Source organism: Sphingomonas jinjuensis (assembly GCF_014197105.1).
Lineage (GTDB): Bacteria > Pseudomonadota > Alphaproteobacteria > Sphingomonadales > Sphingomonadaceae > Sphingomonas > Sphingomonas jinjuensis.
The window spans coordinates 33,522-53,655 of sequence record NZ_JACIEV010000012.1; the positions used below are offsets into that span (position 1 = coordinate 33,522).

28 protein-coding genes are annotated in these 20,134 nt (G+C 68.7%); 18 read left to right on the forward strand and 10 right to left on the reverse strand.

Features of this window, described 5'->3' with window-relative positions:
* Window positions 1-63: 63 nt before the first annotated feature.
* From GGQ80_RS16780 to GGQ80_RS16810, 7 genes are read right to left on the reverse strand one after another with little or no spacing between them, the layout of a single operon-like run.
* On the reverse strand, window positions 64-660 hold the full coding sequence (locus GGQ80_RS16780; RefSeq protein WP_183987000.1) for a hypothetical protein: 597 nt from the start codon (window positions 658-660) through the stop codon (window positions 64-66).
* Entirely contained in the window at window positions 647-904 is a 258-nt protein-coding gene (locus GGQ80_RS16785) for a ribbon-helix-helix domain-containing protein (RefSeq protein ID WP_183987002.1), read from the reverse strand. Before GGQ80_RS16785 ends, GGQ80_RS16780 begins: the two co-directional genes overlap by 14 nt.
* On the reverse strand, window positions 901-2,730 hold the full coding sequence (gene cobT / locus GGQ80_RS16790) for a cobaltochelatase subunit CobT (RefSeq protein ID WP_183987004.1): 1,830 nt from the start codon (window positions 2,728-2,730) through the stop codon (window positions 901-903). The genes GGQ80_RS16785 and cobT overlap by 4 nt, the downstream gene beginning before the upstream one ends.
* Complete coding sequence (locus tag GGQ80_RS16795) at window positions 2,720-3,091, reverse strand: HepT-like ribonuclease domain-containing protein (RefSeq protein ID WP_221364463.1); 372 nt, start codon at window positions 3,089-3,091, stop codon at window positions 2,720-2,722. Before GGQ80_RS16795 ends, cobT begins: the two co-directional genes overlap by 11 nt.
* Window positions 3,069-3,362, reverse strand: a complete 294-nt coding sequence (locus GGQ80_RS16800; protein WP_183987008.1) for a nucleotidyltransferase family protein — start codon at window positions 3,360-3,362, stop codon at window positions 3,069-3,071. Before GGQ80_RS16800 ends, GGQ80_RS16795 begins: the two co-directional genes overlap by 23 nt.
* A 2-nt stretch (window positions 3,363-3,364) precedes the next feature.
* The gene (gene cobS, locus GGQ80_RS16805; protein WP_183987010.1) at window positions 3,365-4,369 is read right to left on the reverse strand and encodes a cobaltochelatase subunit CobS; all 1,005 of its coding nucleotides are present in this window, start codon (window positions 4,367-4,369) and stop codon (window positions 3,365-3,367) included.
* A gap of 58 nt (window positions 4,370-4,427) precedes the next feature.
* On the reverse strand, window positions 4,428-5,075 hold the full coding sequence (locus GGQ80_RS16810; protein WP_343051080.1) for a winged helix-turn-helix transcriptional regulator: 648 nt from the start codon (window positions 5,073-5,075) through the stop codon (window positions 4,428-4,430).
* A gap of 108 nt (window positions 5,076-5,183) precedes the next feature.
* Here GGQ80_RS16810 and GGQ80_RS16815 point away from each other — a divergent pair, with 108 nt between their 5' ends.
* From GGQ80_RS16815 to GGQ80_RS16840, 6 genes are all read left to right on the forward strand, one after another.
* Window positions 5,184-5,603, forward strand: a complete 420-nt coding sequence (locus GGQ80_RS16815) for a VOC family protein (protein WP_183987062.1) — start codon at window positions 5,184-5,186, stop codon at window positions 5,601-5,603.
* A complete protein-coding gene (locus tag GGQ80_RS16820) occupies window positions 5,603-6,331 on the forward strand; it encodes a glutathione S-transferase family protein (RefSeq protein WP_183987014.1) in 729 nt (242 codons plus the stop codon). The genes GGQ80_RS16815 and GGQ80_RS16820 overlap by 1 nt, the downstream gene beginning before the upstream one ends.
* Window positions 6,307-7,023, forward strand: a complete 717-nt coding sequence (locus GGQ80_RS16825) for a DUF1428 domain-containing protein (protein ID WP_183987016.1) — start codon at window positions 6,307-6,309, stop codon at window positions 7,021-7,023. The genes GGQ80_RS16820 and GGQ80_RS16825 overlap by 25 nt, the downstream gene beginning before the upstream one ends.
* A gap of 140 nt (window positions 7,024-7,163) precedes the next feature.
* Complete coding sequence (locus GGQ80_RS16830; protein WP_183987018.1) at window positions 7,164-7,943, forward strand: VOC family protein; 780 nt, start codon at window positions 7,164-7,166, stop codon at window positions 7,941-7,943.
* Complete coding sequence (locus tag GGQ80_RS16835; protein ID WP_183987020.1) at window positions 7,943-8,425, forward strand: VOC family protein; 483 nt, start codon at window positions 7,943-7,945, stop codon at window positions 8,423-8,425. The genes GGQ80_RS16830 and GGQ80_RS16835 overlap by 1 nt, the downstream gene beginning before the upstream one ends.
* Window positions 8,425-9,048: a dihydrofolate reductase family protein gene (locus tag GGQ80_RS16840; RefSeq protein WP_183987022.1), complete on the forward strand. Its 624-nt coding sequence runs from the start codon at window positions 8,425-8,427 to the stop codon at window positions 9,046-9,048. The genes GGQ80_RS16835 and GGQ80_RS16840 overlap by 1 nt, the downstream gene beginning before the upstream one ends.
* 134 nt (window positions 9,049-9,182) lie before the next feature.
* On the opposite strand, the gene GGQ80_RS16845 is transcribed toward GGQ80_RS16840, so the two are convergent.
* Window positions 9,183-9,788, reverse strand: coding sequence for a J domain-containing protein (locus tag GGQ80_RS16845; protein ID WP_221364464.1), 606 nt, complete (start codon window positions 9,786-9,788; stop codon window positions 9,183-9,185).
* 29 nt (window positions 9,789-9,817) lie between these two features.
* Between GGQ80_RS16845 and GGQ80_RS16850 the strand changes: the two genes are divergently transcribed.
* The 6 genes from GGQ80_RS16850 to GGQ80_RS16875 all read left to right on the forward strand — a co-directional run bounded on the left by GGQ80_RS16850 (window position 9,818) and on the right by GGQ80_RS16875 (window position 14,034).
* Window positions 9,818-10,105 carry a BolA family protein gene (locus GGQ80_RS16850; protein WP_183987026.1) on the forward strand — a complete coding sequence of 96 codons (288 nt, stop codon included), beginning with the start codon at window positions 9,818-9,820 and terminating at the stop codon, window positions 10,103-10,105.
* Entirely contained in the window at window positions 10,105-10,812 is a 708-nt protein-coding gene (locus tag GGQ80_RS16855; RefSeq protein WP_183987028.1) for a glutathione S-transferase, read from the forward strand. The genes GGQ80_RS16850 and GGQ80_RS16855 overlap by 1 nt, the downstream gene beginning before the upstream one ends.
* 72 nt (window positions 10,813-10,884) lie before the next feature.
* Complete coding sequence (locus GGQ80_RS16860; protein WP_183987030.1) at window positions 10,885-11,334, forward strand: NUDIX hydrolase; 450 nt, start codon at window positions 10,885-10,887, stop codon at window positions 11,332-11,334.
* Between the two features lie 22 nt (window positions 11,335-11,356).
* Complete coding sequence (locus tag GGQ80_RS16865) at window positions 11,357-12,226, forward strand: pirin family protein (protein ID WP_183987064.1); 870 nt, start codon at window positions 11,357-11,359, stop codon at window positions 12,224-12,226.
* A gap of 228 nt (window positions 12,227-12,454) precedes the next feature.
* Window positions 12,455-13,342: an alpha/beta fold hydrolase gene (locus GGQ80_RS16870; RefSeq protein ID WP_183987032.1), complete on the forward strand. Its 888-nt coding sequence runs from the start codon at window positions 12,455-12,457 to the stop codon at window positions 13,340-13,342.
* Window positions 13,343-13,554: 212 nt separating this feature from the next.
* A complete protein-coding gene (locus GGQ80_RS16875) occupies window positions 13,555-14,034 on the forward strand; it encodes an RcnB family protein (RefSeq protein ID WP_183987034.1) in 480 nt (159 codons plus the stop codon).
* Window positions 14,035-14,181: 147 nt separating this feature from the next.
* On the opposite strand, the gene GGQ80_RS16880 is transcribed toward GGQ80_RS16875, so the two are convergent.
* Entirely contained in the window at window positions 14,182-15,282 is a 1,101-nt protein-coding gene (locus GGQ80_RS16880; protein ID WP_183987036.1) for a DUF2332 domain-containing protein, read from the reverse strand.
* A 60-nt stretch (window positions 15,283-15,342) separates the two neighbouring features.
* On the opposite strand from GGQ80_RS16880, the gene hisG reads away from it, so the two are divergent.
* The gene (gene hisG, locus GGQ80_RS16885; protein ID WP_183987038.1) at window positions 15,343-16,110 is read left to right on the forward strand and encodes an ATP phosphoribosyltransferase; all 768 of its coding nucleotides are present in this window, start codon (window positions 15,343-15,345) and stop codon (window positions 16,108-16,110) included.
* Window positions 16,107-17,402: a histidinol dehydrogenase gene (gene hisD, locus GGQ80_RS16890; RefSeq protein WP_183987040.1), complete on the forward strand. Its 1,296-nt coding sequence runs from the start codon at window positions 16,107-16,109 to the stop codon at window positions 17,400-17,402. Before hisG ends, hisD begins: the two co-directional genes overlap by 4 nt.
* Here hisD and GGQ80_RS16895 read toward each other — a convergent pair.
* Window positions 17,399-17,572 (reverse strand): hypothetical protein, encoded by a 174-nt coding sequence (locus GGQ80_RS16895; protein ID WP_183987042.1) that lies wholly within the window; start codon window positions 17,570-17,572, stop codon window positions 17,399-17,401. The genes hisD and GGQ80_RS16895 overlap by 4 nt on opposite strands.
* Window positions 17,573-17,680: 108 nt before the next feature.
* Between GGQ80_RS16895 and nusB the strand changes: the two genes are divergently transcribed.
* The 4 genes from nusB (at window position 17,681) to thiL (ending at window position 20,131) form a co-directional block, all read left to right on the forward strand.
* Window positions 17,681-18,139, forward strand: coding sequence for a transcription antitermination factor NusB (gene nusB / locus GGQ80_RS16900; protein WP_183987044.1), 459 nt, complete (start codon window positions 17,681-17,683; stop codon window positions 18,137-18,139).
* Entirely contained in the window at window positions 18,139-18,345 is a 207-nt protein-coding gene (locus GGQ80_RS16905) for a DUF4169 family protein (RefSeq protein ID WP_183987046.1), read from the forward strand. The genes nusB and GGQ80_RS16905 overlap by 1 nt, the downstream gene beginning before the upstream one ends.
* Window positions 18,346-18,465: 120 nt before the next feature.
* Window positions 18,466-19,176: a Crp/Fnr family transcriptional regulator gene (locus tag GGQ80_RS16910; RefSeq protein WP_221364466.1), complete on the forward strand. Its 711-nt coding sequence runs from the start codon at window positions 18,466-18,468 to the stop codon at window positions 19,174-19,176.
* A 64-nt stretch (window positions 19,177-19,240) separates the two neighbouring features.
* Window positions 19,241-20,131, forward strand: a complete 891-nt coding sequence (thiL, locus tag GGQ80_RS16915) for a thiamine-phosphate kinase (protein ID WP_183987050.1) — start codon at window positions 19,241-19,243, stop codon at window positions 20,129-20,131.
* Window positions 20,132-20,134: the final 3 nt, after the last annotated feature.

A 20,134-nucleotide genomic window follows, 5' to 3' on the forward strand; every position in this document is an offset into this window, starting at 1 on the left:
CGGCTCTTCCCTCTCCCGGCGGGAGAGGGAGGGAGCGGCGGAGCCGCGGAAGGGTGAGGGTGTCTACTCCCGCGCCCCCACCACCACCGCGCCGCCCGCATCATCGGCCACCAGCACCCGCCCCTGGCGATAGGCCACCACCCAATCCGCCCGCCGCTCGGTCGGCCATTCGACGCTGACCCAGCGCGCCCGGCCCAACTTCCCCGCCAGCGCCAGCACCCGATCGACCGCCAGCGCCGGCGCCGCCAACGGCCGCCCGGCGTCATCGTGCCGCCGCCACCGCATCCAGCGCACCGCGCCGTCATACCATCCGCCGCCCCGCGCCACGCCCAGCACCCGCGCATTCGGCGGATCGAGGAACACCGTGGCCTCGCCGCTCGCCAGCGCCAGCACCGGTCCTTCGCCACGCGGCGCTTCGATCCGCGCGATCATCTCGCCACGCGCCAACACCGCGTTCGCCGCCACGACGTAGCGATCCGCCGCCAGCATCGCCGTGCCACTCACGCGATAGCGGTCGGGGTGTACCTGCCGATCGACGGCATCGGGCCACGCCATCAGCGCCACGGCCCCTGCCACCAAGGCCACGAACAAGATCGGCACGATCCACCAGCCGGCACCCCGCCGCCGCGCGATCCGCCGCCTGGCCTTACGCTGCGCCACGCGCCATCGCTTCGGCCAGGAGCCACGTTCTCAGCGCGCTCGCCAGATTGGCGGCCTCCGCCTCCATCACCCGCAGCGCATCGATCTGCGCTACCAAGGCGCTCAGCGGCAACCCGCGCGCCGCCGCCGCATCGCCCAGCGCCTGCCAAAACAGCGGCTCCAGGCTGATCGACGTCTCATGCCCCGCGATCGTGATCGATCGCTTCACGGGTCCGGCAAAGCCGGTCGGCGGCGCCGCGATCACGGCGTGTCGAACAGCGCCGCCAGCTGCTCGATGATCGTGCCGCCCAGCTGCTCGGCGTCCATAATCGTCACCGCACGACTGTAATATCGGGTCACGTCGTGGCCGATGCCGATCGCGACCAACTCGACCGGCGACTTGCCCTCGATCCAGCCGATCACCTGGCGCAGGTGCCGTTCCAGATACGCGCCCGAATTGACCGACAGCGTCGAATCGTCGACCGGCGCGCCATCGCTAATGACCATCAGGATGCGGCGTTCCTCGGGTCGCGCGATGAGGCGGTTGTGCGCCCACAGCAGCGCCTCGCCGTCGATATTCTCCTTCAGCAGCCCTTCGCGCATCATCAGCCCCAGGCTGGTGCGCGCGCGCCGCCACGGCTCGTCGGCCTGCTTGTAGACGATGTGGCGGATGTCGTTGAGCCGCCCCGGTTGCGGCGGTCGGCCAGCGGCGAGCCATGTCTCGCGGCTCTGCCCACCCTTCCACGCGCGCGTGGTGAAGCCCAGGATCTCGGTCTTCACCCCGCACCGCTCCAGCGTGCGCGCCAGGATGTCGGCGCTGATCGCCGCGATCGAGATCGGCCGACCGCGCATCGACCCCGAATTATCGATCAGCAGCGTCACCACCGTGTCGCGGAAATCGGTCTCGCGCTCGATCTTGTAGCTGAGCGAATGCGTCGGGTTGACGACGACGCGCGCCAGCCGCGCCGCGTCGAGCATCCCTTCTTCCTGGTCGAAGTCCCACGACCGCGACTGCTGCGCCATCAGCCGCCGCTGCAGGCGGTTGGCCAGCTTCGACACCGCCGATTGCAGATGGACGAGCTGCTGGTCGAGATACCCGCGCAGCCGCGCCAGCTCCTCGGCATCGCACAGCTCATCGGCGGCGATCACCTCGTCGAACTGCGTCGTCCACGCCTTGTAGTCGAACTGCGGCCCGACGTCGGCGGGGGGACGGTTGGGTCGGACGGGCTGCATGCCCTGCTCGCCCTCGTCGCCGGGTTCGCCGTCGAGGTCGTCGAACGAATCCTCGCCATATTCCTGGCCTTCGCCCTGCTCGTCGTCGGACTGCTGCTGCTCGCCGCGCGCCTCGACCTCGGCCTGGCCCTCGCCGCCCTGATCGTCGCCCTCTTCGGTCTCGGCGTCCTCCTGGTTTTCCTGATCCTGGCCCTCGTTCTCGTCGCCGCCCTCGTCCGCCTCGTCGGGCCGCTGATCGCCCTCGACCAGCTCGAGCTGCTCGAGCATCTTCATCGCCAGCGCCTGGAACGCGCGCTGGTCGTCGAGCGCCAGCGCCAGCGCGGCGAGGTCGGTCCGGCCGGCGATCCTCTCGCGCACCAGTGCCAAGCCAGGCGCGGCGACGGCGGGCGACTCCTGACCGGTCAGTGCCTCGCGCACCAGCAGCCCGAGCGCGGTCGACAGCGGCACTTCCGCCTCGCTGCGCGCCCGCGTGATCGGGTCCGACCGCAGCCGCACGTCGAGCGCCGACGCCAGATTGTCGGTAATCCCGGCATAGCCGCGGCTGCCCAGCGCGTCGACGCGCGCGCCCTCGACCGCGTCGAACACCGCGCGCGCCACCGGCTCGCCCGGCGCCCCGCGCGCATGCAGCGCCGCGTCGTGGTGCTTGAGCCGAAGCGCGAAGCCATCGGCGAACCCGCGCGCCTCCGCCACCTGATCGGCGGGCAGCTGGCGCGCCGGCATCGGCACCTTGATATGCTTGCCCGACTGCGCCGGTGCATCGGCGGTATAGGCGAGCTCGACCTCCGGCTCCTCCGCGATCGCACGCGAAGTGCCGGCGAGGACGGATTTGAACCGATCGAGGGGGGTTTCAGTGGCCATCGCTCAACTCGATTTCCAGCGCGATTTCGGCTGCCGCGCCTAGCGCCGGCACCTCGACCCGGGCAATTTCGAAGACCATGCCGCGATCGAGATCACGGTATTCATGGCGCAGGCGATTGCCCAAACCGCGCATCTTGGCGACTGGCAGATCGGTCGATAACTGCTCGGCGTCGTTAGGATCGATCTGCACGGCCGCCTCGGTGATCCGTTGCAACAATCGCTCAACCGCGAACAGCGTCCGCTCGCTCGCAATGAAATCGTGCAGCGTCATGCCATCGATGAAGCTCTCGATGCGTCGGGCGTCCTCGATGATGTCCCGCAACCGCTCTTTCGTTCGATCAGAAAGCATCGATGCGATCACGTTCGATGGCAGCCTGCAGGCGCGGTCGGCGACCGGGATCGGAGATCAAATCGACCGACACGCCCAGTAGTTTACCCACTCGCTCGTCCAAATCGAAATAATCCCATCCCAGTCGCATGTCGGATCGCAAGGTCACCGCCAAGTCGAGGTCGGAATTCGGCGCTGCCTCGTCGCGCGCCGTCGAGCCGAAGATGGCAACGTGCTCTATACCCATCGCATACAGCTGATCGCGATGGGTGCGCAGCTTCGCCAATGCCTCGGCCCGCGTCATCGTCACCCCTTCCCCACCACGCTTTCCGGCAGGTCCTTACCGAACACGCGCTGGTAATATTCCGCCACCAGCGGCCGCTCCGCCTCGTCACACTTGTTCAGGAACGACAGGCGGAACGCGAGGCCCACGTCGCCGAAGATCAGCGCGTTCTGCGCCCAGGTAATGACCGTGCGCGGGCTCATCACCGTCGAGATGTCGCCGTTGACGAACCCGCGCCGCGTCAGGTCGGCGACGCGGACCATGTTCTCGACCGTCTTCTTGCCGTCCGGCTTGTCATATTCGCCCGACTTGGCGAGCACGATCTGCGCCTCGATCGCGGCGGGCAGATAGTTGAGCGTGACGACGATGTTCCAGCGGTCCATCTGGCCCTGGTTGATCTGCTGCGTGCCGTGATACAGCCCGCTGGTATCGCCCAGGCCAACGGTGTTGGCGGTCGCGAACAGCCGGAACCAGGGGTTGGGCCGGATCACGCGGTTCTGATCGAGCAGCGTCAGCTTGCCCTCGGTCTCCAGCACGCGCTGGATCACGAACATCACGTCGGGACGGCCGGCGTCATATTCGTCGAAGACGAGCGCCGTCGGCGTCTGCAGCGCCCACGGCAACAGGCCTTCGCGGAATTCAGTGACCTGCTGGCCGTCCTTCAACACGATCGCGTCGCGGCCGATCAGATCGATCCGGCTGATGTGCGCATCGAGGTTGATGCGGATGCACGGCCACTTCAGCCGCGCCGCCACCTGCTCGATATGCGTCGACTTGCCGGTGCCGTGATAGCCCTGCACCATCACCCGGCGGTTGTGCGCGAAACCGGCCAGCACCGCGATCGTCGTGTCGCGATCGAAGACATAGGCCGGGTCGAGATCGGGCACGCGCTCGTCGGCTTCGCTGAACGCAGGCACCTGCATGTCGACGTCGATGTCGAACAGGTCGCGCACGCTCACCATCTTGTCGGGCGCGTCGAGGATCGTCGTCTCGCGGCTGTCGGGCTGGGTATTGGGAATATCGGTCATGGCTCGCCTTCGGGAAGGCCTAACGCCTTAAAGCAGTCTCCGGGCGCAACTCAACCGGTCACGCGATCTTCTCGGGCAGGCGGAACAGATCGACGAAACGCTCCGCCAGTGCATGATCGCCCGTCAGCGCCAGCGTCTGCGGCCCGTCGAACCTCATCTTGCCATAGATCGTGAAGCGCATCGCCATCGTATCGCCGGTCAGCGTGACGTCGGCATCCGCCGCCTCGCCGCGCTCGATCGTCATGTCGCCGTCCGCCACGCTGACGACGAAGCCATCGTCGGGAAAGCGGAACGCGATCCTCGCCTCCCACCCGGTCAGCGCGTCGCGATCGACCAGCGTCATCAGCGACTGCATCGCCGAGGCGGTCGACATATAGGCCAGCGGATCGTGCCGCCGCGACCGCGCGGCCCAGCGTCCCATCACCTGGATGATCGGCTCCGCCTCGCGGCCCCATGCGGTCAACTCATAGACCTGGATGTTGGCTGGCGACGCCAGCTTGCGCCGCACCACTATCCCCGCCGCCTCCATCGTCTCGAGCCGCTGGGTCAGGACATTGGCGCTGATCCCCGGCAGGTTCGCCTTGATCTCGCCGAACCGCCGCGGGCCGTAGATCAACTCGCGGATCACCAGCATCGACCAGCGCTCGCCGAGAAACTCCAGCGCCACCGCCGTACCGCACGCGTCGTCATATCGACGCTTCGTCACGCCAACTTCACCGTTAGTCACTTTTTCTAACTTCATGGTTGTTTTCGATAACCGACGAGCGCATCAAACGCAAACGACGAGTCGCCAAGGAGGGGTGCCGTGACGAAAATGATCTTCGTGAACCTGCCGGTCGAGGATGTGGGTCGCGCGACCGCCTTCTACGCGGCGCTCGGTTTCAAGCAGGACCCGATGTTCTCGGGCGAGCATGCCTCGTCGATGGCCTGGTCCGACGCGATCGTGGTGATGTTGCTGGCGAAACCCTTCTTCCAGACCTTCACCAAGAAGCAGGTCGCCGACCCGCGCACCCATGTCGGCTCGCTGATCTCGATCTCGCTCGACAGCCGCGACGAGGTCGATCGCATCGCCGAAGCCGCGGTGGCGAACGGCGGCCGCGAGCTTCATGGGGCCGAGGACCATGGCTTCATGTACAGCCGCGCCTTCGAGGATCCCGACGGCCACGGCTGGGGCCCGCTCTACATGGACATGGCGGCCTTCGCCGAGGCCAAGGCCGCCGGACACGCCGGCTGATGCGCCCGGTCATCACCGCCTTCGACTGGGTGCCCGATTTCGCGAAGGGCCAGGTCCGCGACCTGCGGCTGCGCTGGGCGCTGGAGGAGGTCGGCCAGTCTTACGAGACGCTCTATCTTCGCCAGGGTGAGCAGAAGCGCGACGCGCACCGTACGCGCCAGCCGTTCGGCCAGGTGCCGACCTATCAGGAAGACGAGCTCGTCCTGTTCGAATCGGGCGCGATCGTCCTTCATATCGCCGAGCGGTTCGGCGGCGATCTTCTGCCCGCCGACCCGGCCGGCCGGATTCGCGCCATCGAATGGATCTTTGCTGCGCTCAACAGCATCGAGCCGTCGCTGATGGACCATGGCATGTGCGCGATCTTCGAGGCGGACCAGCCCTGGTCGGCGCCGCGGATGCCCGCCGTCCTCGCGCGGATCGACGGCCGCCTCGCCGCCCTGTCGCATCGCCTGGGCGACCGCGAATGGCTGGAGGACGACGGGTTCACCGCCGGCGATCTCATCATGGTGACGGTGCTGCGCATCGTCGCCGGCGATTTCCTGCTCGCGCCCTATCCCAACCTTTCAGCCTATGTCGCGCGCGGCGAGGCGCGGCCCGCCTTCCAGCGCGCGCTCGCCGATCAGATGGCCGGTTTTACCGGCGCCCCGCCGCCCGGCTTCGCCGAATGGGAAGCCCGGATCAAAGCCCGACAGGGAGAGCCCGCATGGCCTATATCGAAGGATTCCTGACCCCCGTGCCTGCGGCGCGCAAGGCAGACAATATCGCCCATGCCGAGCGCGCCGCGCCGATGCTGAAGGAACTCGGCGTCGTCCGCATGGTCGAGAATTGGGGCCACGACGTCCCCCGCGGCAAGCTGAACGACATGTACGGCGCCGTCGCGGCCGAGGAGGGCGAGGTCGTCGTCTTCAGCTGGTTCGAATATCCCGATCGCGCCACCCGCGACGCCGCGAGCGAGCGCATGATGAACGACCCCCGCTTCGCCGACATGATGGCCGACATGCCCTTCGACGCGCGCCGCATGGTCTATGGCGGCTTCGCGAGCGTCCACGACCACGGCATCCCGCGCAGCCCCGGCTATGTCGATGGCGTGCTGATGCCGATCACTGCCGATGGCCAAGCCCGCTACGCCGAGCACGCCGCGCGGCTCGCCCCCATGTTCGCCGACGTCGGCGCGCTGCGCGTCCTCGACGCGATCGAGGACGATGTGAACGCGGGGGACGTCACCGACTTTCACCGCGCCGTCCACCGCGAGGGCGACGAGCGTGTCGGCTTCGGCTGGATCGAATGGCCCGACAAGGCGACGCGCGACGCCGGCTGGAACACGCTGATGGCCGACGAACGGATGCAGAACGCCGGCGCACCGCCCTATGACGGCAAGCGCATGATCTTCGGCGGCTTCGCGACGATCATCGACGTCTGAAGACCGTCCAGCTCCCCGTCCCCGTTCGTGCTGAGCGAAGTCGAAGCACCCGTCCCCGGCAGATCGCTTGTGGCCCGTCCTTCGACTTCGCCCAGGACGAACGGGCATGGGACTACCACTTCCCCGAAAGGACCACCGCCATGTCCAACGGCACCCCCGCCTGGTTCGAACTGACCACCCCCGATCTCCACGCCTCCCTGCCCTTCTACGAGCGCGTCGCTGGCTGGCAGATCGCCATGTCCCCCGCCGCCGAGCACGGCGGCTATCGCCTCGCCAGCGCCCCCGATGGCGAGGCGGTGGCCGGGATCATGACCGGCCAGGGCCAGATGCCCAAGGGCTGGTCGGTCTACCTCGCCGCCGACGACGTCGATGCGACGGTCGCGCGCGCGGTCGAACTGGGCGGCAGCATACTCGCCGGCCCGATGGACATTCCCCATGTCGGCCGCTTCGCCGCCATCGCCGATCCGCAGGGCGTCATGGTCAACCTCATCGCCGATACGCGCGAGAGCGCGGGCAGCCCCTTCAAGCAGATGGAGGGCGGCGCCGGCACCGGCCACGGCGTGTGGATCGAACTCGCCACCCCCGATCCCGACGCCGCCTTCGCCTTCTACGGCGCGCTGTTCGGATGGACGAAGGCCGGGGCAATGCCGATGGGTGAGATGGGCGAGTACGCCTTTATCGGCGCCGGCGACGCCCCTCCCGGCGCGATCATGTCGAGCGCCGCCACCGGTGCCCCGGCGCGCTGGAACTGGTATGTCGAAGTGCCCGACATCGACGCTGCGATCGACACCGCGAAGGCGGAAGGCGGCGCGCTACTGCAAGGCCCCGACCAGATCCCCGGCGGCGCTTTCTCGGCAAACATCGCCGACGCCCAGGGCTACCAGATCGGCCTCGTCGGCCATCGCGCCGGGGGACAGTGATGGACAAGCTCACCACCGTCCTCTGGTTCGATCATGGCGAGGCGCGCAAGGCAGCCGAATTCTACGCCGCGACCTTCCCCGACAGCCACGTCGGCCTCGCCGCCACTGCGCCGGCCGACTTTCCCGGCGGCCACGCAGGCGCGGAGATCGTCGTCGACTTCACCGTGCTCGGCCGCCCCTTCCAGGGGTTGAACGGCGGACCCGGCTTTCCGCCGAACCAGGCGGTCAGCTTCATGGTGCTGACCGACGATCAGGCAGAAACCGACCGCTATTGGGACGCGATCGTGGGGACGGGCGGCCAGGAAAACGACTGCGGCTGGTGCCAGGATCGCTGGGGATTCTCGTGGCAGATCACCCCGCGCACCCTGATCGAGGCGCTTCAGGCGGGCGGCGGCGAGGCCAGCCGCGCGTTCGGCGCGATGATGGAGATGCGCCGGATCGATGTCGCCGCCATCGACGCGGCAAGACGAGGAGAAGGTTGATGCGCAGGATCAACGCTGGCGTCTTCATGTCGCTCGACGGCGTCATGCAGGCGCCTGGCGGCCCCGGCGAGGACGACGACGGCGGCTTCACGATGGGCGGCTGGCTGCCCCCGATCGGCGACGAGGGCATCTTCGAGACGGTCGGCGCGCTCTTCACCCCGCCCTATGCGCTGCTGCTCGGCCGCAAGACCTACGACATCTTCGCCGGTCACTGGCCGTTCGTGGAGGGCGAGGAAGCCGCCTTCGGCCAGGCGCTGACCGCGGCGGACAAGTACGTCGTCACCTCGCGGACCGATCCCCTGCCCTGGGCGAACAGCCACCGCCTCGCCTCGATCGACGCGGTCGCAGCGCTCAAGCACACCGACGGCCCCGACCTGCTGATCCAGGGCAGCAGCACGCTCTACCCCGCCCTGCTCGCCGCCGGCCTGATCGATCGGCTGACGATCATGACCTTCCCCGTCGTTCTCGGCCACGGCAAGCGCCTGTTCGGCACCGGCACCCCGCCACTGGCGATGCGGATGGTCGAGCATCGCGTCACGCCGCGCGGGACGGTCGTGGCCACCTACGAACCCGAAGGCCCGGCCCAGACGGGCCATTTCCTGGGGCATGAGCCGAAGGAGTGATGCCCGCCCGCCCCAAGCCGTCATGCCGAACTTGTTTCGGCATCTCGCAGTGAGGTCTCGCGCCCTCGCCAGAGAGGCTGAAACGAGTTCAGCATGACGGTTCCGGGACGGGGGACGCACGCCGCCCCCCCCGGTCACACGAACGCCGGCGCCTGCCGCAGCTGCTGATACGCCGCGATCACCTTGCCCAGCATGACCTCGTGGCTCCGGTCGCCGCCGTTGCGGTCGGGGTGATAGCGTCGCACCAGCTCCGAATAGGCCTTGCGCAGCGCATGCCGGTCGGCATCGGGCGCCAGCCCCAGCACCTTCAGGCTCTCGCGATCCTGCCCCGACAGGGGCTTGCCGTCGCTGCGCTCGGGCCCCATCGTCCGCCAATAGCGGGCCGCGATCGCATCGAGCGGGTCGGCGAAGTCGGACCAGCGCGGCCCCGGATCGCGCCCCGTGAACGCCCGCGATTCGCCCTCCCAGCCGGCGGTCGGCCGCTGCGCCGCGTAAATCTCCTCCGACGTCATCCCGTCGAAGTAGTTGTACCCCGCGTTGAACGCGCGGACATGGTCCAGGCACATCCATCGGAACGCGCGCGGGCCGTTGCCGTCGCTCGCGCCCTCCAGTGGCGGCGCACGGAATTCGCCGGGTTCGTTGCAGCCGGGGGCGGCACAGGCCTGTCCCGCATTTTCCACCCGGCCATGAAAACGGGGTCCGGGTTTCTTCTTCTCGTCGTTCGCTCGCGTCACGCCCAATCCCGCGAAAAACGGTCTATATAGTCGCGATGACCGACACCGCCACACAGCCGCTCGCGCAAATCATCACCGCTCGCCTCACCGCGGCGCTCGATCCGACGCACCTCGTCGTCACCAACGATTCGCACCACCATGCCGGCCACTTGGGCGACGACGGCACCGGCGAGAGCCACTTCACCGTCGAGGTCGTCAGCCCCGCCTTCGCCGGCCTGTCGCGCGTCGCGCGCCAGCGGCTGGTGAACCAGGCGCTCGCCGATCTGTTGAAGACGCGAATCCACGCGCTGGCGATCCGCGCCCGCGCGCCGGGAGAGGGATGATGGCCTACAATCTCTGGTATTGGCCGACGATCCAGGGCCGCGGCGAGTTCGTCCGCCTGGCGATGGAAGCCGCCGGGATCGACTATGTCGACTGCGCCCGCCAGGGCGGCAGCGAGGCGCTGATCGAGGACATGGAAAGGCGCCAGGGCCGCACGCCGTTCGCCCCGCCCTATCTCGCGATCGATTCGATGGTCATCGCGCAGGTCGCCAACATCCTGCTGTTCCTGACCGATCGCCACGATCTGGCGCCCAGCGGCATCGCCGACCGCTATTGGCTGCACCAGATCCAGCTGACGATCAGCGACGTCGTCGCCGAGGTTCACAACGTCCACCATCCGGTCGCGGTGATGGACTATTACGACGGCCAGAAGGCCGAGGCCGCGCGCGCCGCGACTCAGTTCCGCAACGAACGCCTGCCCAAGTTCCTCGGCTGGTTCGAGGAATGCATCGACGCGTCGCCGGGCGAATGGGCGATCGACCATCGCTGGACCCCGGTCGACACCTCGCTGTTCCAGCTCGTCGAAGGATTGCGCTACATGTTCCCGAAGCGGATGGCCGCGATCGAGGGCGACTATCCCGCGCTGATCGCCACCCGCGATCGCGTCGCCGCCATTCCGGGCGTTCGCGACTATCTGAAATCGGAACGCCGCATCCCCTTCAATACCGACGGTATCTTTCGCCACTATCCCGAACTCGACGCCGCCTGACGCAGGGCGGAACCGCAGCGTTTCGGATCAGCCCGCTTCCGTTGTGCGATACGGGAGCGCTAGGGACGGTCGATGGTCCAGCGCGTCCCCCGCCCCGCCGCCCGTATCCTGCTCGTCGATGGCGCCGGGCGGGTGCTGCTGATGCGCTTCATGCCCGGCGACCGGCCGCCGCTGTGGTGTACGCCCGGCGGCGCAGTCGATCCGGGCGAAAGCTATGCCGAGGCGGCCCGCCGCGAGCTGTGGGAAGAGGTCGGCCTCGACATGGACTGCGGGCCCGAGGTCGCTCAGCGGACCTGCACCTTCAAGACCTTCGAAGGGGTCGAGGTGATCGCCGACGAGCGCTATTTCCGCGTCGACATCGACGCGCACGAGGTGCGGCCCGGCGCCTTGACCGCGCTGGAGCAGCGCGTCCTCGCCGGCTCGCGCTGGTTCACGGTCGACGAACTCGCCGACTGGCCCGAAATCATCTATCCCGCTGATATTGCAGATCTTCTCGGCCGAACGGAGCCTGCCCGTGCTTGATGATTTCGTCCTTCAGACGCTGATGCCGGTCACCCACGACTTGGGTGGGTTCATGGTCCACCGCACCCTACCCAGCCGCGAGCGGACGATGGTCGGCCCGTTCCTGTTCTTCGACCAGATGGGCCCGGCGCACCTGCCGCAGGGCGATGGCATCGACGTGCGCCCGCACCCGCACATCAACCTGTCGACCGTCACCTACCTGTTCGACGGCGCGATCGATCATCGCGATTCGCTCGGCACACGGCAACGGATCGAACCGGGCGCGGTCAACCTGATGACCGCGGGCCACGGCATCGTCCATTCCGAGCGCTCGCCCGGCGACGAACGCGCGCACGGCCCGACGCTGAGCGGCATCCAGACCTGGCTCGCGCTGCCCGATGACCGGGAAGAGATCGATCCCGCCTTCGAGCATGTCGCCGCCGGCGCGCTGCCGGTGATCGAGGCGCATGGCGCTCGCGCGCGCGTCATCATGGGCCAATTGTGGGGCGCGGCGGCGCCGACCACCACCTATGCCGGCACCGTCTATGCCGACATCGCGCTGTCGCCCGGCGCCAGCATCCCGATCGATGCCGCCGCCGACGAGCGCGGCGTCTATCTCGCCGATGGCGAGGCGACACTCGAGGGCGTGCCGCTCGAACCGATGCGCCTCTACGTGCTGCGCCCCGGCATTGCCGCGACACTTCGCTCGGCGAGCGGCGGCCGCGCGATGCTGTGCGGCGGCGACGCCTTCGCCAGCCCCCGCCACGTCTGGTGGAATTTCGTGTCGTCGAGCCGCGACCGCATCCGCGAGGCCAAGCGCGCCTGGATGGCCGGCGACTTCCCCCGCGTCCCCGGCGACGAGCACGAATGGATCCCGATCCCCGAGGTGCCCAAGACCGTCAGCTATCCCTGATCGCCGCCCCCTCCCGTCATTCCCGCCCCCCAACCGTCATTCCTGCGAAGGCGGGAACCCATAACGCCCGAATCGTCGTGAGACTCACCACGACCAGCGACAATGAATCCCTGCCTCCGCGGGCATGACGAGGGTGGCTGGATAGCGGCGCCCCACCCAAATCCGTCACCCCGGGCTTGACCCGGGGTCCCGCTTCCTCCTTCCTCGCCGCCAAACGAAGGAGAGAGCATGCCAACCGAAACCCTCCAGCGCATTGCCCTTCCCACCGGCGTCGAGCTCGCCGTCCAGATCGCGGGCGATCCCGCCAACCCGCCGGTCATCCTCCTCCACGGCTTCCCCGAATCGCACCGCACCTGGCGCGACGTCGTTCCCGACCTTGCCGGCGACCATTATGTGCTCGCGCCCGACCAGCGCGGTTTCGCCGGTTCGTCGAAGCCCCTCGGCGTCGAACACTATACCCCCGACAAGCCGGTCGCCGACCTGATCGCGCTCGCCGATCATTTCGGCATCGATCGCTTCACCCTCGTCGGCCACGACTGGGGCGGCGCCATCGCCTGGATGGCTGCGCTAGGTCGTCCCGATCGCATCGAGCGGCTGGTGATCGTCAATGCGCCGCATCCCCTCGTCTTCCAGCGCTCGCTGTTCGACGACGCCGACCAGCGCGCCGCCAGCCAGTACATCACCGCCTTCCGCAATCCCGATTTCGAGCAGTTCGTCGGACGGATCGGCCTATCGCAGTTCTTCGACACCAGCTTCGCCAACCATGCGACGCCCGAAGAAATTGCCGCCGAAAAGCGGGTCTACCTCGGCCAGTGGCGGCAGGAGGGCACGCTGACGGCGATGCTCAACTGGTATCGCGCCAGCCAGATCATCGTCCCCGCCCCCGACGAGAACCCGTCGCGCCCGGCCTATCTCGACGCGCCCTTCCCGCCGACGCAGATGCCCGTTCTCGTCATCTGGGGCCTGAAGGACACCGCGCTCCGCCCCGTCCAGCTCGACGGCCTCGACGCGGTCGTGCCGGACCTCACGATCGAGCGCATCGACGCCGGCCACTTCGTCCCCTGGCAGAACCCGCAGGCGGTGGTGGCGGCCATCAGGAAGTGGGAGGCACGGTAGCCCCCCGCCCCGTTCGTGCTGAGCGAAGTCGAAGCACATGCCTCAAGACGCGCCGCCCGCGGCATGTCCTTCGACTTTGCTCAGGACGAACGGGGTTACGGAGACCTGTCTGTCACCTGACGACCGCATTCCCGGAGCGTTCAGCCCGCTTCGTGCATTGAGCGACCCATGCCGCAACGTCGGCATCGTAAAAGCATGGAGGAAATGCAGTCATGCGTACCCTGATCACCGCGGCGCTCGCCGCCACCGCCCTGATCCCCGTTGCCGCCAGCGCGCAGAGCGCGCGCGAGGTTCGCGACAGCCAGCGTGAAGTGCGCGAAAGCCAGCGCGACCTCAATCGCGCCTATCGCTACGGCGACCGCCGCGACGTCCGCGAGGCGCGCCAGGAACTGCGCGAGGATCGCCGCGAGCTGCGCGAGGATTGGCGCGATTATCGCCAGTCGCATCGCGACGTCTATCGCCAGGGCCGCTACCTCGGTCCGCGCGGCTATGCCTATCGTCCGGTGACGGTCGGCTATCGCTTCGCGCCGGAATATTACGGCCGTCGCTACTGGATCAACGATCCCTACACCTATCGCCTGCCGCGTCCGGGCTTCGGCTATCAGCGCTGGGTCCGCTACGGCAACGACGTGGTGCTAATCGACACCCGCTCGGGCCGCGTCGTCCAGGTGTACAACCGCTTCTTCTATTGAGGCGTATCGGGGCCGCGCTTCCCTTGGGGAGCGTGGCCTCTCTCTTGAACCCTACCGTCATCCTGAACTTGCTTCAGGATCTCATTCCACGAAGGCACCAGCCTCATGGAGATGCCGAAACAAGTTCGGCATGACGGGTCTGGGGATTCACCCCACCCGCACCCTGGCCGTCTCCGGCAGATCGATCCCCTGCAGCCCCTCGACCGGCGCCGTATCGATCCACGCGCCATGCGCGTGTGCCGTCGCCAGTGTGTCCCACGCGTCATGGCCGGGCCAGCTGCGCACCCGCACCATCTGCCGGCCGAGCGCCCGATCGGGCTCGAACATCACCCATCCGAGGGGTCGCGACGCATCGGCACGCTCGCTCGCCGCGGTCATCGCCTGTCGAATGCGCTCGGCGACGGCGTCGGGCAGATATTGCCACACCACCGAATGCATCAGCACCCGCGCGACGCCCGCCTCCTGCGGTCGCGCCAGCCGTTCTTCGACGAAGTCCGCCGCATCCGCCGCGATCAGGTCGACCGGGCGCTCGCGCGCCATCGCCGCCGCCGCGCGCAGCCGCTCGAGCCGCCCCGCCGCTTCCGGCCAGACATAGGCCGCCAGCCGGCGTTCAACCGCCGGATCGGCGGCGTCCATCGGTCGCACGTCGCAGCCCGCCGTCGACACGATCTCGATCGCCACCGGCGCGGGCGGCGCGCCCCGCCACTCGGGCATGATCGTCACCGGCGCATCGTCGGGTCCCACCACCGTGCCGCCCAGATCGAAGCGATAACGCCCGATCAGCAGGTTCAATCCGGCGCTCGACCCGATCTCGATCACTTCGATCCGCGGGCCGTGCCGCCGCGCGATCTCCATCAGCCCCAGCATCAGTCCTGCCGATCGCCCCGGCTCGTTGGTCTGCGGCGGCCCGTCGAGCCACGGCAGCAGCGCCGCATCATGCCGCGCCAGCACCCGCCCCAGCACCGCGACGATCGCGTCATGCCCGTCGATCTCGCCCGCGAACACCGCTGCCAGCTCGTCGTCCGCCCGCTCGAGCACCAGCGCGTTCAGCCCGCCGATGAAGCGCAGCGGCAGCGCATCGCGCGTCGGCTCGCCTGGCCAGTCGAGGATCGCGGCGCCGACCGCGGTATCGCGCGTCAGCCCGTGCTCAAGCGCGGTGCAGAGCCGCGCATACATCGGCGTGCCCATGGTTCGGCAGTAAAACTCCTGGATCGCGAATGCTTCCCGGACCTGCTGCTCGCTCGCCATGGCGTTGCTCCTTTCCGCGAGCTGTTGCGCCCGGCAAGGCGCCTTCGTAAAGCCCCGCGTGTGGCTTCCCCCCTCATCATCGCCGTGCCCAAGGGGCGTATTCTTGCCGAGGCGCTGCCGCTGCTCGCGCGCGCCGGCGTCCATCCCGAGGCGGCGTTCAGCGACGAAGACAGCCGCGCGCTGCGCTTCGCCACCCACGCGCCCGGTATCGAGCTGATCCGCGTTCGCGCATTCGACGTCGCCACCTTCGTCGCGCATGGCGCCGCGCAGCTCGGCATCGTCGGTTCGGACGTGCTCGCCGAGTTCGCCTATTCGGAACTCTACGCGCCCGTCGACCTCGCTATCGGCCACTGCCGCCTGTCGGTCGCCGAACCCGCCGAAATGGCCGCCCGCGACGATCCGCGCGGGTGGAGCCACGTCCGCGTCGCGACCAAATATCCGCACGTCACCGCCGAGCATTTCGCCCGTCGCGGCGTCCAGGCCGAATGCGTCAAGCTGAACGGCGCGATGGAGCTGGCACCGACGCTCGGCCTCGCCCCGCGCATCGTCGACCTGGTCAGCTCGGGCCGCACGCTGGCCGAGAACGGGTTGGTCGAGGTCGAGCGCATCATGGACGTCACCAGCCGCCTGGTCGTGAACCGCGCCGCGATGAAGACCCGGCCCGAGGTCGTGCCGCTGGTCGAGGCGTTCCGCCGCGCGGTGGCGGACGCTTCAAAGCCCCTCCCCTTCAGGGGAGGGGTTGGGGTAGGGGACGCAGGCGCTGGTCTCGGTGAGACGCCCCCCACCCCCAACCCCTCCCTGAGAGGGAGGGGAGAGGCGACATCATGATCTTCCTCGACACCACCGCCCCGACCTTCGCGGTCGACTTCGACACGCTCGTCGATGCCCGCCGCGAAGCCTCGACCGACCTCGCCCGCGACGTCGGCGCGATCATCCGCTCGGTCCGTGACGAGGGCGAGGCGGCGTTGCGGGCCTTCACGTCGAAGTTCGACCGCCACGATCTCGACGCGAGCGGCTGGCGGATCGACTCCGCCGACTGCACCGCCGCCTATCAGGCGCTGGAGCCGGGCCTGCGTAACGCGCTCGATCTCGCCGCGACTCGCATCCGCGCCTATCACGAGCGGCAGAAGCCCGCCGATACCGACTATCGCGACGCGGCCGGCGTCCGCCTCGGCGCGCGCTGGCGGCCGGTCGATGCCGCCGGTCTCTACGTCCCCGGTGGTCGCGCCGCCTACCCCTCGTCGCTGCTGATGAACGCGATCCCCGCCAAGGTCGCGGGCGTCGGGCGGCTGGCGATGGTCACGCCCACCCCCGACGGCCAGATCAACCCGCTCGTCCTCGCCGCAGCGCATCTCGCCGGCGTCGACGAGGTATGGCGCATCGGCGGCGCGCAGGCGATCGCCGCGCTCGCCTATGGCGCCGGCCGGATCAACCGCGTCGACGTCGTCACCGGCCCCGGCAACGCCTGGGTCGCGGAGGCGAAGCGCCAGGTCTATGGCGTCGTCGGCATCGACATGGTCGCCGGCCCCAGCGAGATCGTCGTCGTCGCCGATGCGAAGAACGACCCCGAATGGACCGCCGCCGACCTGCTCAGCCAGGCCGAGCACGACACCACCACCCAATCGATCCTGTTCACCGACGACGCCGACTATGCCCGCGCCGTTGCCGCCGCCGTCGACCGTCAGATCGGCACGCTCGCGACGGGCAGCGTCGCCCGCACCGCCTGGGACGCGAACGGCGCGATCGTCGTCGTCGAATCGCTCGCCGCCGCGATGCCCCTCGTCGACCGCCTCGCGCCCGAGCATCTCCAGCTCGCCGTCGACGATCCGCAGGCATTGTTCGACCAGGTCCGCCATGCCGGCAGCGTGTTCCTGGGCCGCCACACGCCCGAGGCGATCGGCGATTACGTTGCCGGCCCGAACCACGTCCTGCCCACCGGGCGCCGCGCGCGCTTTGCCAGCGGCCTGTCGGTGCTCGATTTCATGAAGCGCACCAGCTTCCTCGGCCTCGACGAAACCGCGCTGGCCGAACTCGGCCCCGCGACGATCGCGCTGGCCGAAGCGGAGGGCCTGCCCGCCCATGCCCGCTCGGTGGCGCTGCGGTTGCGGACCAATCGCTAGGTGACGATCACCACGAACACCCCCGCCAGCGACATCGCCATACTGACGAGCGTCAGCCATCGTGCCCTGTGAAGCTGGCCACGCCCGGCCAGCGTCACGGCGCCCAACAGGGGGCCGAGCGACAGGATCACGATCGCGCAGCCCAGGACGTCGCCCTGCGTTTCCGTCATCTCCAGCCCTCCGTCAAAGGGCTTATCCCCCGTCGCCCGTCACGACGATGACGGCAGGATGACGCTGCGGGGCTGACAGCGCGGCCCGCGCCGCCTACAGGCGCGGCCATGTCCCGTCCTCCCGCACGATCCAAGGCGCGCGCCGCCGCGCGTCTCGCCGCCGTCCAGGCGCTCTACCAGCACGAGATGGAGGGGACGCCGATCCCCTCGCTGCTCCACGAATTCCACAATCATCGCATCGGTGCGACGATCGAGGACGTCGAATATGCCGACGCCGAGGTCGATTTCTTCGACGACGTGGTGAAGGGCGCGACGGCACGCGCCGGCGAGATCGACCTGGCGATCGAGAACAAGCTGGCGTCGGGATGGACGCTGGCGCGGCTCGACAAGCCGATGAAGGCGATCCTGCGTGCCGGCACCTATGAACTGATCGCCCGCGCCGACGTGCCGGTCGGGGCGGTCATCAGCGAATATGTCGACGTTGCCCACGCCTTCTACGAAAAGCGCGAGGCGGGTTTCGTCAACGGCCTGCTCGACGGCATCGCCAAGGATGTCCGGGCCGCCTGATGGGCGACGTCGTCAATCTCAACCGCGCCCGCAAGGCGAAGGCGAAGCAGGCGGCGACCGTCCAGGCTGCGGCGAACCGCGTCGCCTATGGTCGAACCAAAATGGGTCGAAAGGCCGAAGCGGCCGAACGAGACCGCCAGAAAAATCGTTTGGATGGGTTGCTATGTCACGAGAAACATGGCCTTATCAATATTGACCTGGATTAATGCAATTAGGTCATCGTTGCTGTTAGTATCTGGAATTCGCTTATGAACGAGCGGTCAACTCCGGGGGGAGCTCTCGTCCCAACCATGCATCAGTTCACACGATTTTCCGCCTTTGGCGATATGAGCCCCGGCGACATGGCCGCGATCCGCGCCCTCGCCGGACCGCCGGTCGCCTATCGCCGCGGCCAGTCGATCCAGACGCAGGGTGAGGCCGGACCGCGGCTCTTCCTTCTGGAGGACGGCTGGGTGTCGTCCAGTCTCGGTCTGTCCGACGGCGGCTGCCAGCTGCTCAAGATTCACCTGCCCGGCGACATGATGGGTGCGCCGAGCCTGCCCTACACGCACGCCGTCGAATCGCTGATGGCGCTGACGCTGTGCCGGGTACGGCCGATTCCGCTCAACCGCATCGGCACGCTGTTCGCCGAGAAGCCGCGTGCCGCCGCGATGCTGTTCCTTGTGGCGCAGGAAGAGCGCGCGATCCTGATGGACCGACTGACGATGGTCGGTCGCCTCGACGCGCGCCGCCGGATGATCGCGTTCCTGCTCCACCTCAACGATCGCCTGGCGATTGCGGGCATGGGCGAGAACGGGTCGCTGACCTTGCCCTTGTCGCAGCAGCAGATCGGCGACCTGCTCGGCCTGACCCCGGTCCACGTCAACCGCACGCTGCGCGGGTTGGCCGAAGAAGGCGTGATCCGTCGCCAGGGCCGCCATGTCGAGCTGGTCGACATCGCCGCGATGCGCAAGCTCAACATCCTGCCGGTGCGCAACCTGCAATTCTCGCCCGACTGGCTGCCGGAAAGCAGCAGCCTGACCGACCTGCCGCACTGATCCGCGCCCTTCCCCCTGCGGGGACGGATTGCCCGGGCCAGCGGCCGCCGGTAGCGCAACCGGCATGACCGAAGCGGAATTTATTGCCGCCCTGCGGGGCCTGCCGCTCCATCCGGGCGCGCGCGGGCTCGCGGACGACGTCGCCATCGTCGCCGGGCTGGTCGTGACGATGGACACGCTGGTCGAGGGGGTTCATTTCCGCGCCGCCGACGCGCCGGCCGATGTCGCGTGGAAGCTGGTCGCCACCAACCTGTCCGACCTCGCCGCCAAGGGTGCACGGGTCGAGGGCGCGATGGTCAGCTACCCGCTCGGCGACGACGGCTGGGACCGTGCCTTCCTCGCCGGGCTCGACGCCGCGCTGCGCGCCATGGCCTGCCCGCTGATCGGCGGCGACACCGTGACGCTACCGGCGGGCGCCCCTCGCATCCTCACCCTCACCGCCCTCGGCGGCGATGCGCACGCCCCGGCGCGCAGCGGTGCCATGCCCGGCGACGCGCTCTGGGTCACCGGCACGATCGGCGACGCCGGCGCCGGCCTCGCCATCGCCGACGGCGGCGCGGGCCCGGCCGAGCTTGCCGCCGCCTATCTCCGCCCGCAGCCCCGTCTCGCCGAGGGCCGCACGCTGGCGCCGCACGTCCATGCGATGATGGACGTGTCCGACGGCCTGCTCGTCGACGCCGCCCGGATGGCAGCGGCCAGCGACGTCGCGATCACCGTCGATCTCGCCCTCGTTCCCCTCTCGAACGCCTACCGCGCCTATTCGGGCGATCGCCTCGCCGCCGTCACCGCAGGCGACGACTATCAGCTGCTCTTCGCCGCGCCCGGCGACTGGACGCCGCCGGTCGCGGCAACGCGCATCGGCGGCATCACCCCCGGCAGCGGCCTGACGCTCACCGACGCCGGCACGCCCGTCCCGCTCCCCGCCAGCCTCGGCTATCAACACCGGGGGCGCTGAACC

Coding starts and splice junctions, on each gene's coding strand:
- cobT (WP_183987004.1), bottom strand. CDS start 2,730: ATGGCCACTGAAACCCCCCTCGATCGGTTCAAATCCGTCCTCGCCGGC.
- GGQ80_RS16800 (WP_183987008.1), bottom strand. CDS start 3,362: ATGACGCGGGCCGAGGCATTGGCGAAGCTGCGCACCCATCGCGATCAG.
- cobS (WP_183987010.1), bottom strand. CDS start 4,369: ATGACCGATATTCCCAATACCCAGCCCGACAGCCGCGAGACGACGATC.
- GGQ80_RS16815 (WP_183987062.1), top strand. CDS start 5,184: ATGATCTTCGTGAACCTGCCGGTCGAGGATGTGGGTCGCGCGACCGCC.
- GGQ80_RS16820 (WP_183987014.1), top strand. CDS start 5,603: ATGCGCCCGGTCATCACCGCCTTCGACTGGGTGCCCGATTTCGCGAAG.
- GGQ80_RS16825 (WP_183987016.1), top strand. CDS start 6,307: ATGGCCTATATCGAAGGATTCCTGACCCCCGTGCCTGCGGCGCGCAAG.
- GGQ80_RS16830 (WP_183987018.1), top strand. CDS start 7,164: ATGTCCAACGGCACCCCCGCCTGGTTCGAACTGACCACCCCCGATCTC.
- GGQ80_RS16835 (WP_183987020.1), top strand. CDS start 7,943: ATGGACAAGCTCACCACCGTCCTCTGGTTCGATCATGGCGAGGCGCGC.
- GGQ80_RS16840 (WP_183987022.1), top strand. CDS start 8,425: ATGCGCAGGATCAACGCTGGCGTCTTCATGTCGCTCGACGGCGTCATG.
- GGQ80_RS16850 (WP_183987026.1), top strand. CDS start 9,818: ATGACCGACACCGCCACACAGCCGCTCGCGCAAATCATCACCGCTCGC.
- GGQ80_RS16855 (WP_183987028.1), top strand. CDS start 10,105: ATGGCCTACAATCTCTGGTATTGGCCGACGATCCAGGGCCGCGGCGAG.
- GGQ80_RS16860 (WP_183987030.1), top strand. CDS start 10,885: ATGGTCCAGCGCGTCCCCCGCCCCGCCGCCCGTATCCTGCTCGTCGAT.
- GGQ80_RS16865 (WP_183987064.1), top strand. CDS start 11,357: ATGCCGGTCACCCACGACTTGGGTGGGTTCATGGTCCACCGCACCCTA.
- GGQ80_RS16870 (WP_183987032.1), top strand. CDS start 12,455: ATGCCAACCGAAACCCTCCAGCGCATTGCCCTTCCCACCGGCGTCGAG.
- GGQ80_RS16875 (WP_183987034.1), top strand. CDS start 13,555: ATGCGTACCCTGATCACCGCGGCGCTCGCCGCCACCGCCCTGATCCCC.
- GGQ80_RS16880 (WP_183987036.1), bottom strand. CDS start 15,282: ATGGCGAGCGAGCAGCAGGTCCGGGAAGCATTCGCGATCCAGGAGTTT.
- hisD (WP_183987040.1), top strand. CDS start 16,107: ATGATCTTCCTCGACACCACCGCCCCGACCTTCGCGGTCGACTTCGAC.
- GGQ80_RS16895 (WP_183987042.1), bottom strand. CDS start 17,572: ATGACGGAAACGCAGGGCGACGTCCTGGGCTGCGCGATCGTGATCCTG.
- nusB (WP_183987044.1), top strand. CDS start 17,681: ATGTCCCGTCCTCCCGCACGATCCAAGGCGCGCGCCGCCGCGCGTCTC.
- GGQ80_RS16905 (WP_183987046.1), top strand. CDS start 18,139: ATGGGCGACGTCGTCAATCTCAACCGCGCCCGCAAGGCGAAGGCGAAG.
- GGQ80_RS16910 (WP_221364466.1), top strand. CDS start 18,466: ATGAGCCCCGGCGACATGGCCGCGATCCGCGCCCTCGCCGGACCGCCG.
- thiL (WP_183987050.1), top strand. CDS start 19,241: ATGACCGAAGCGGAATTTATTGCCGCCCTGCGGGGCCTGCCGCTCCAT.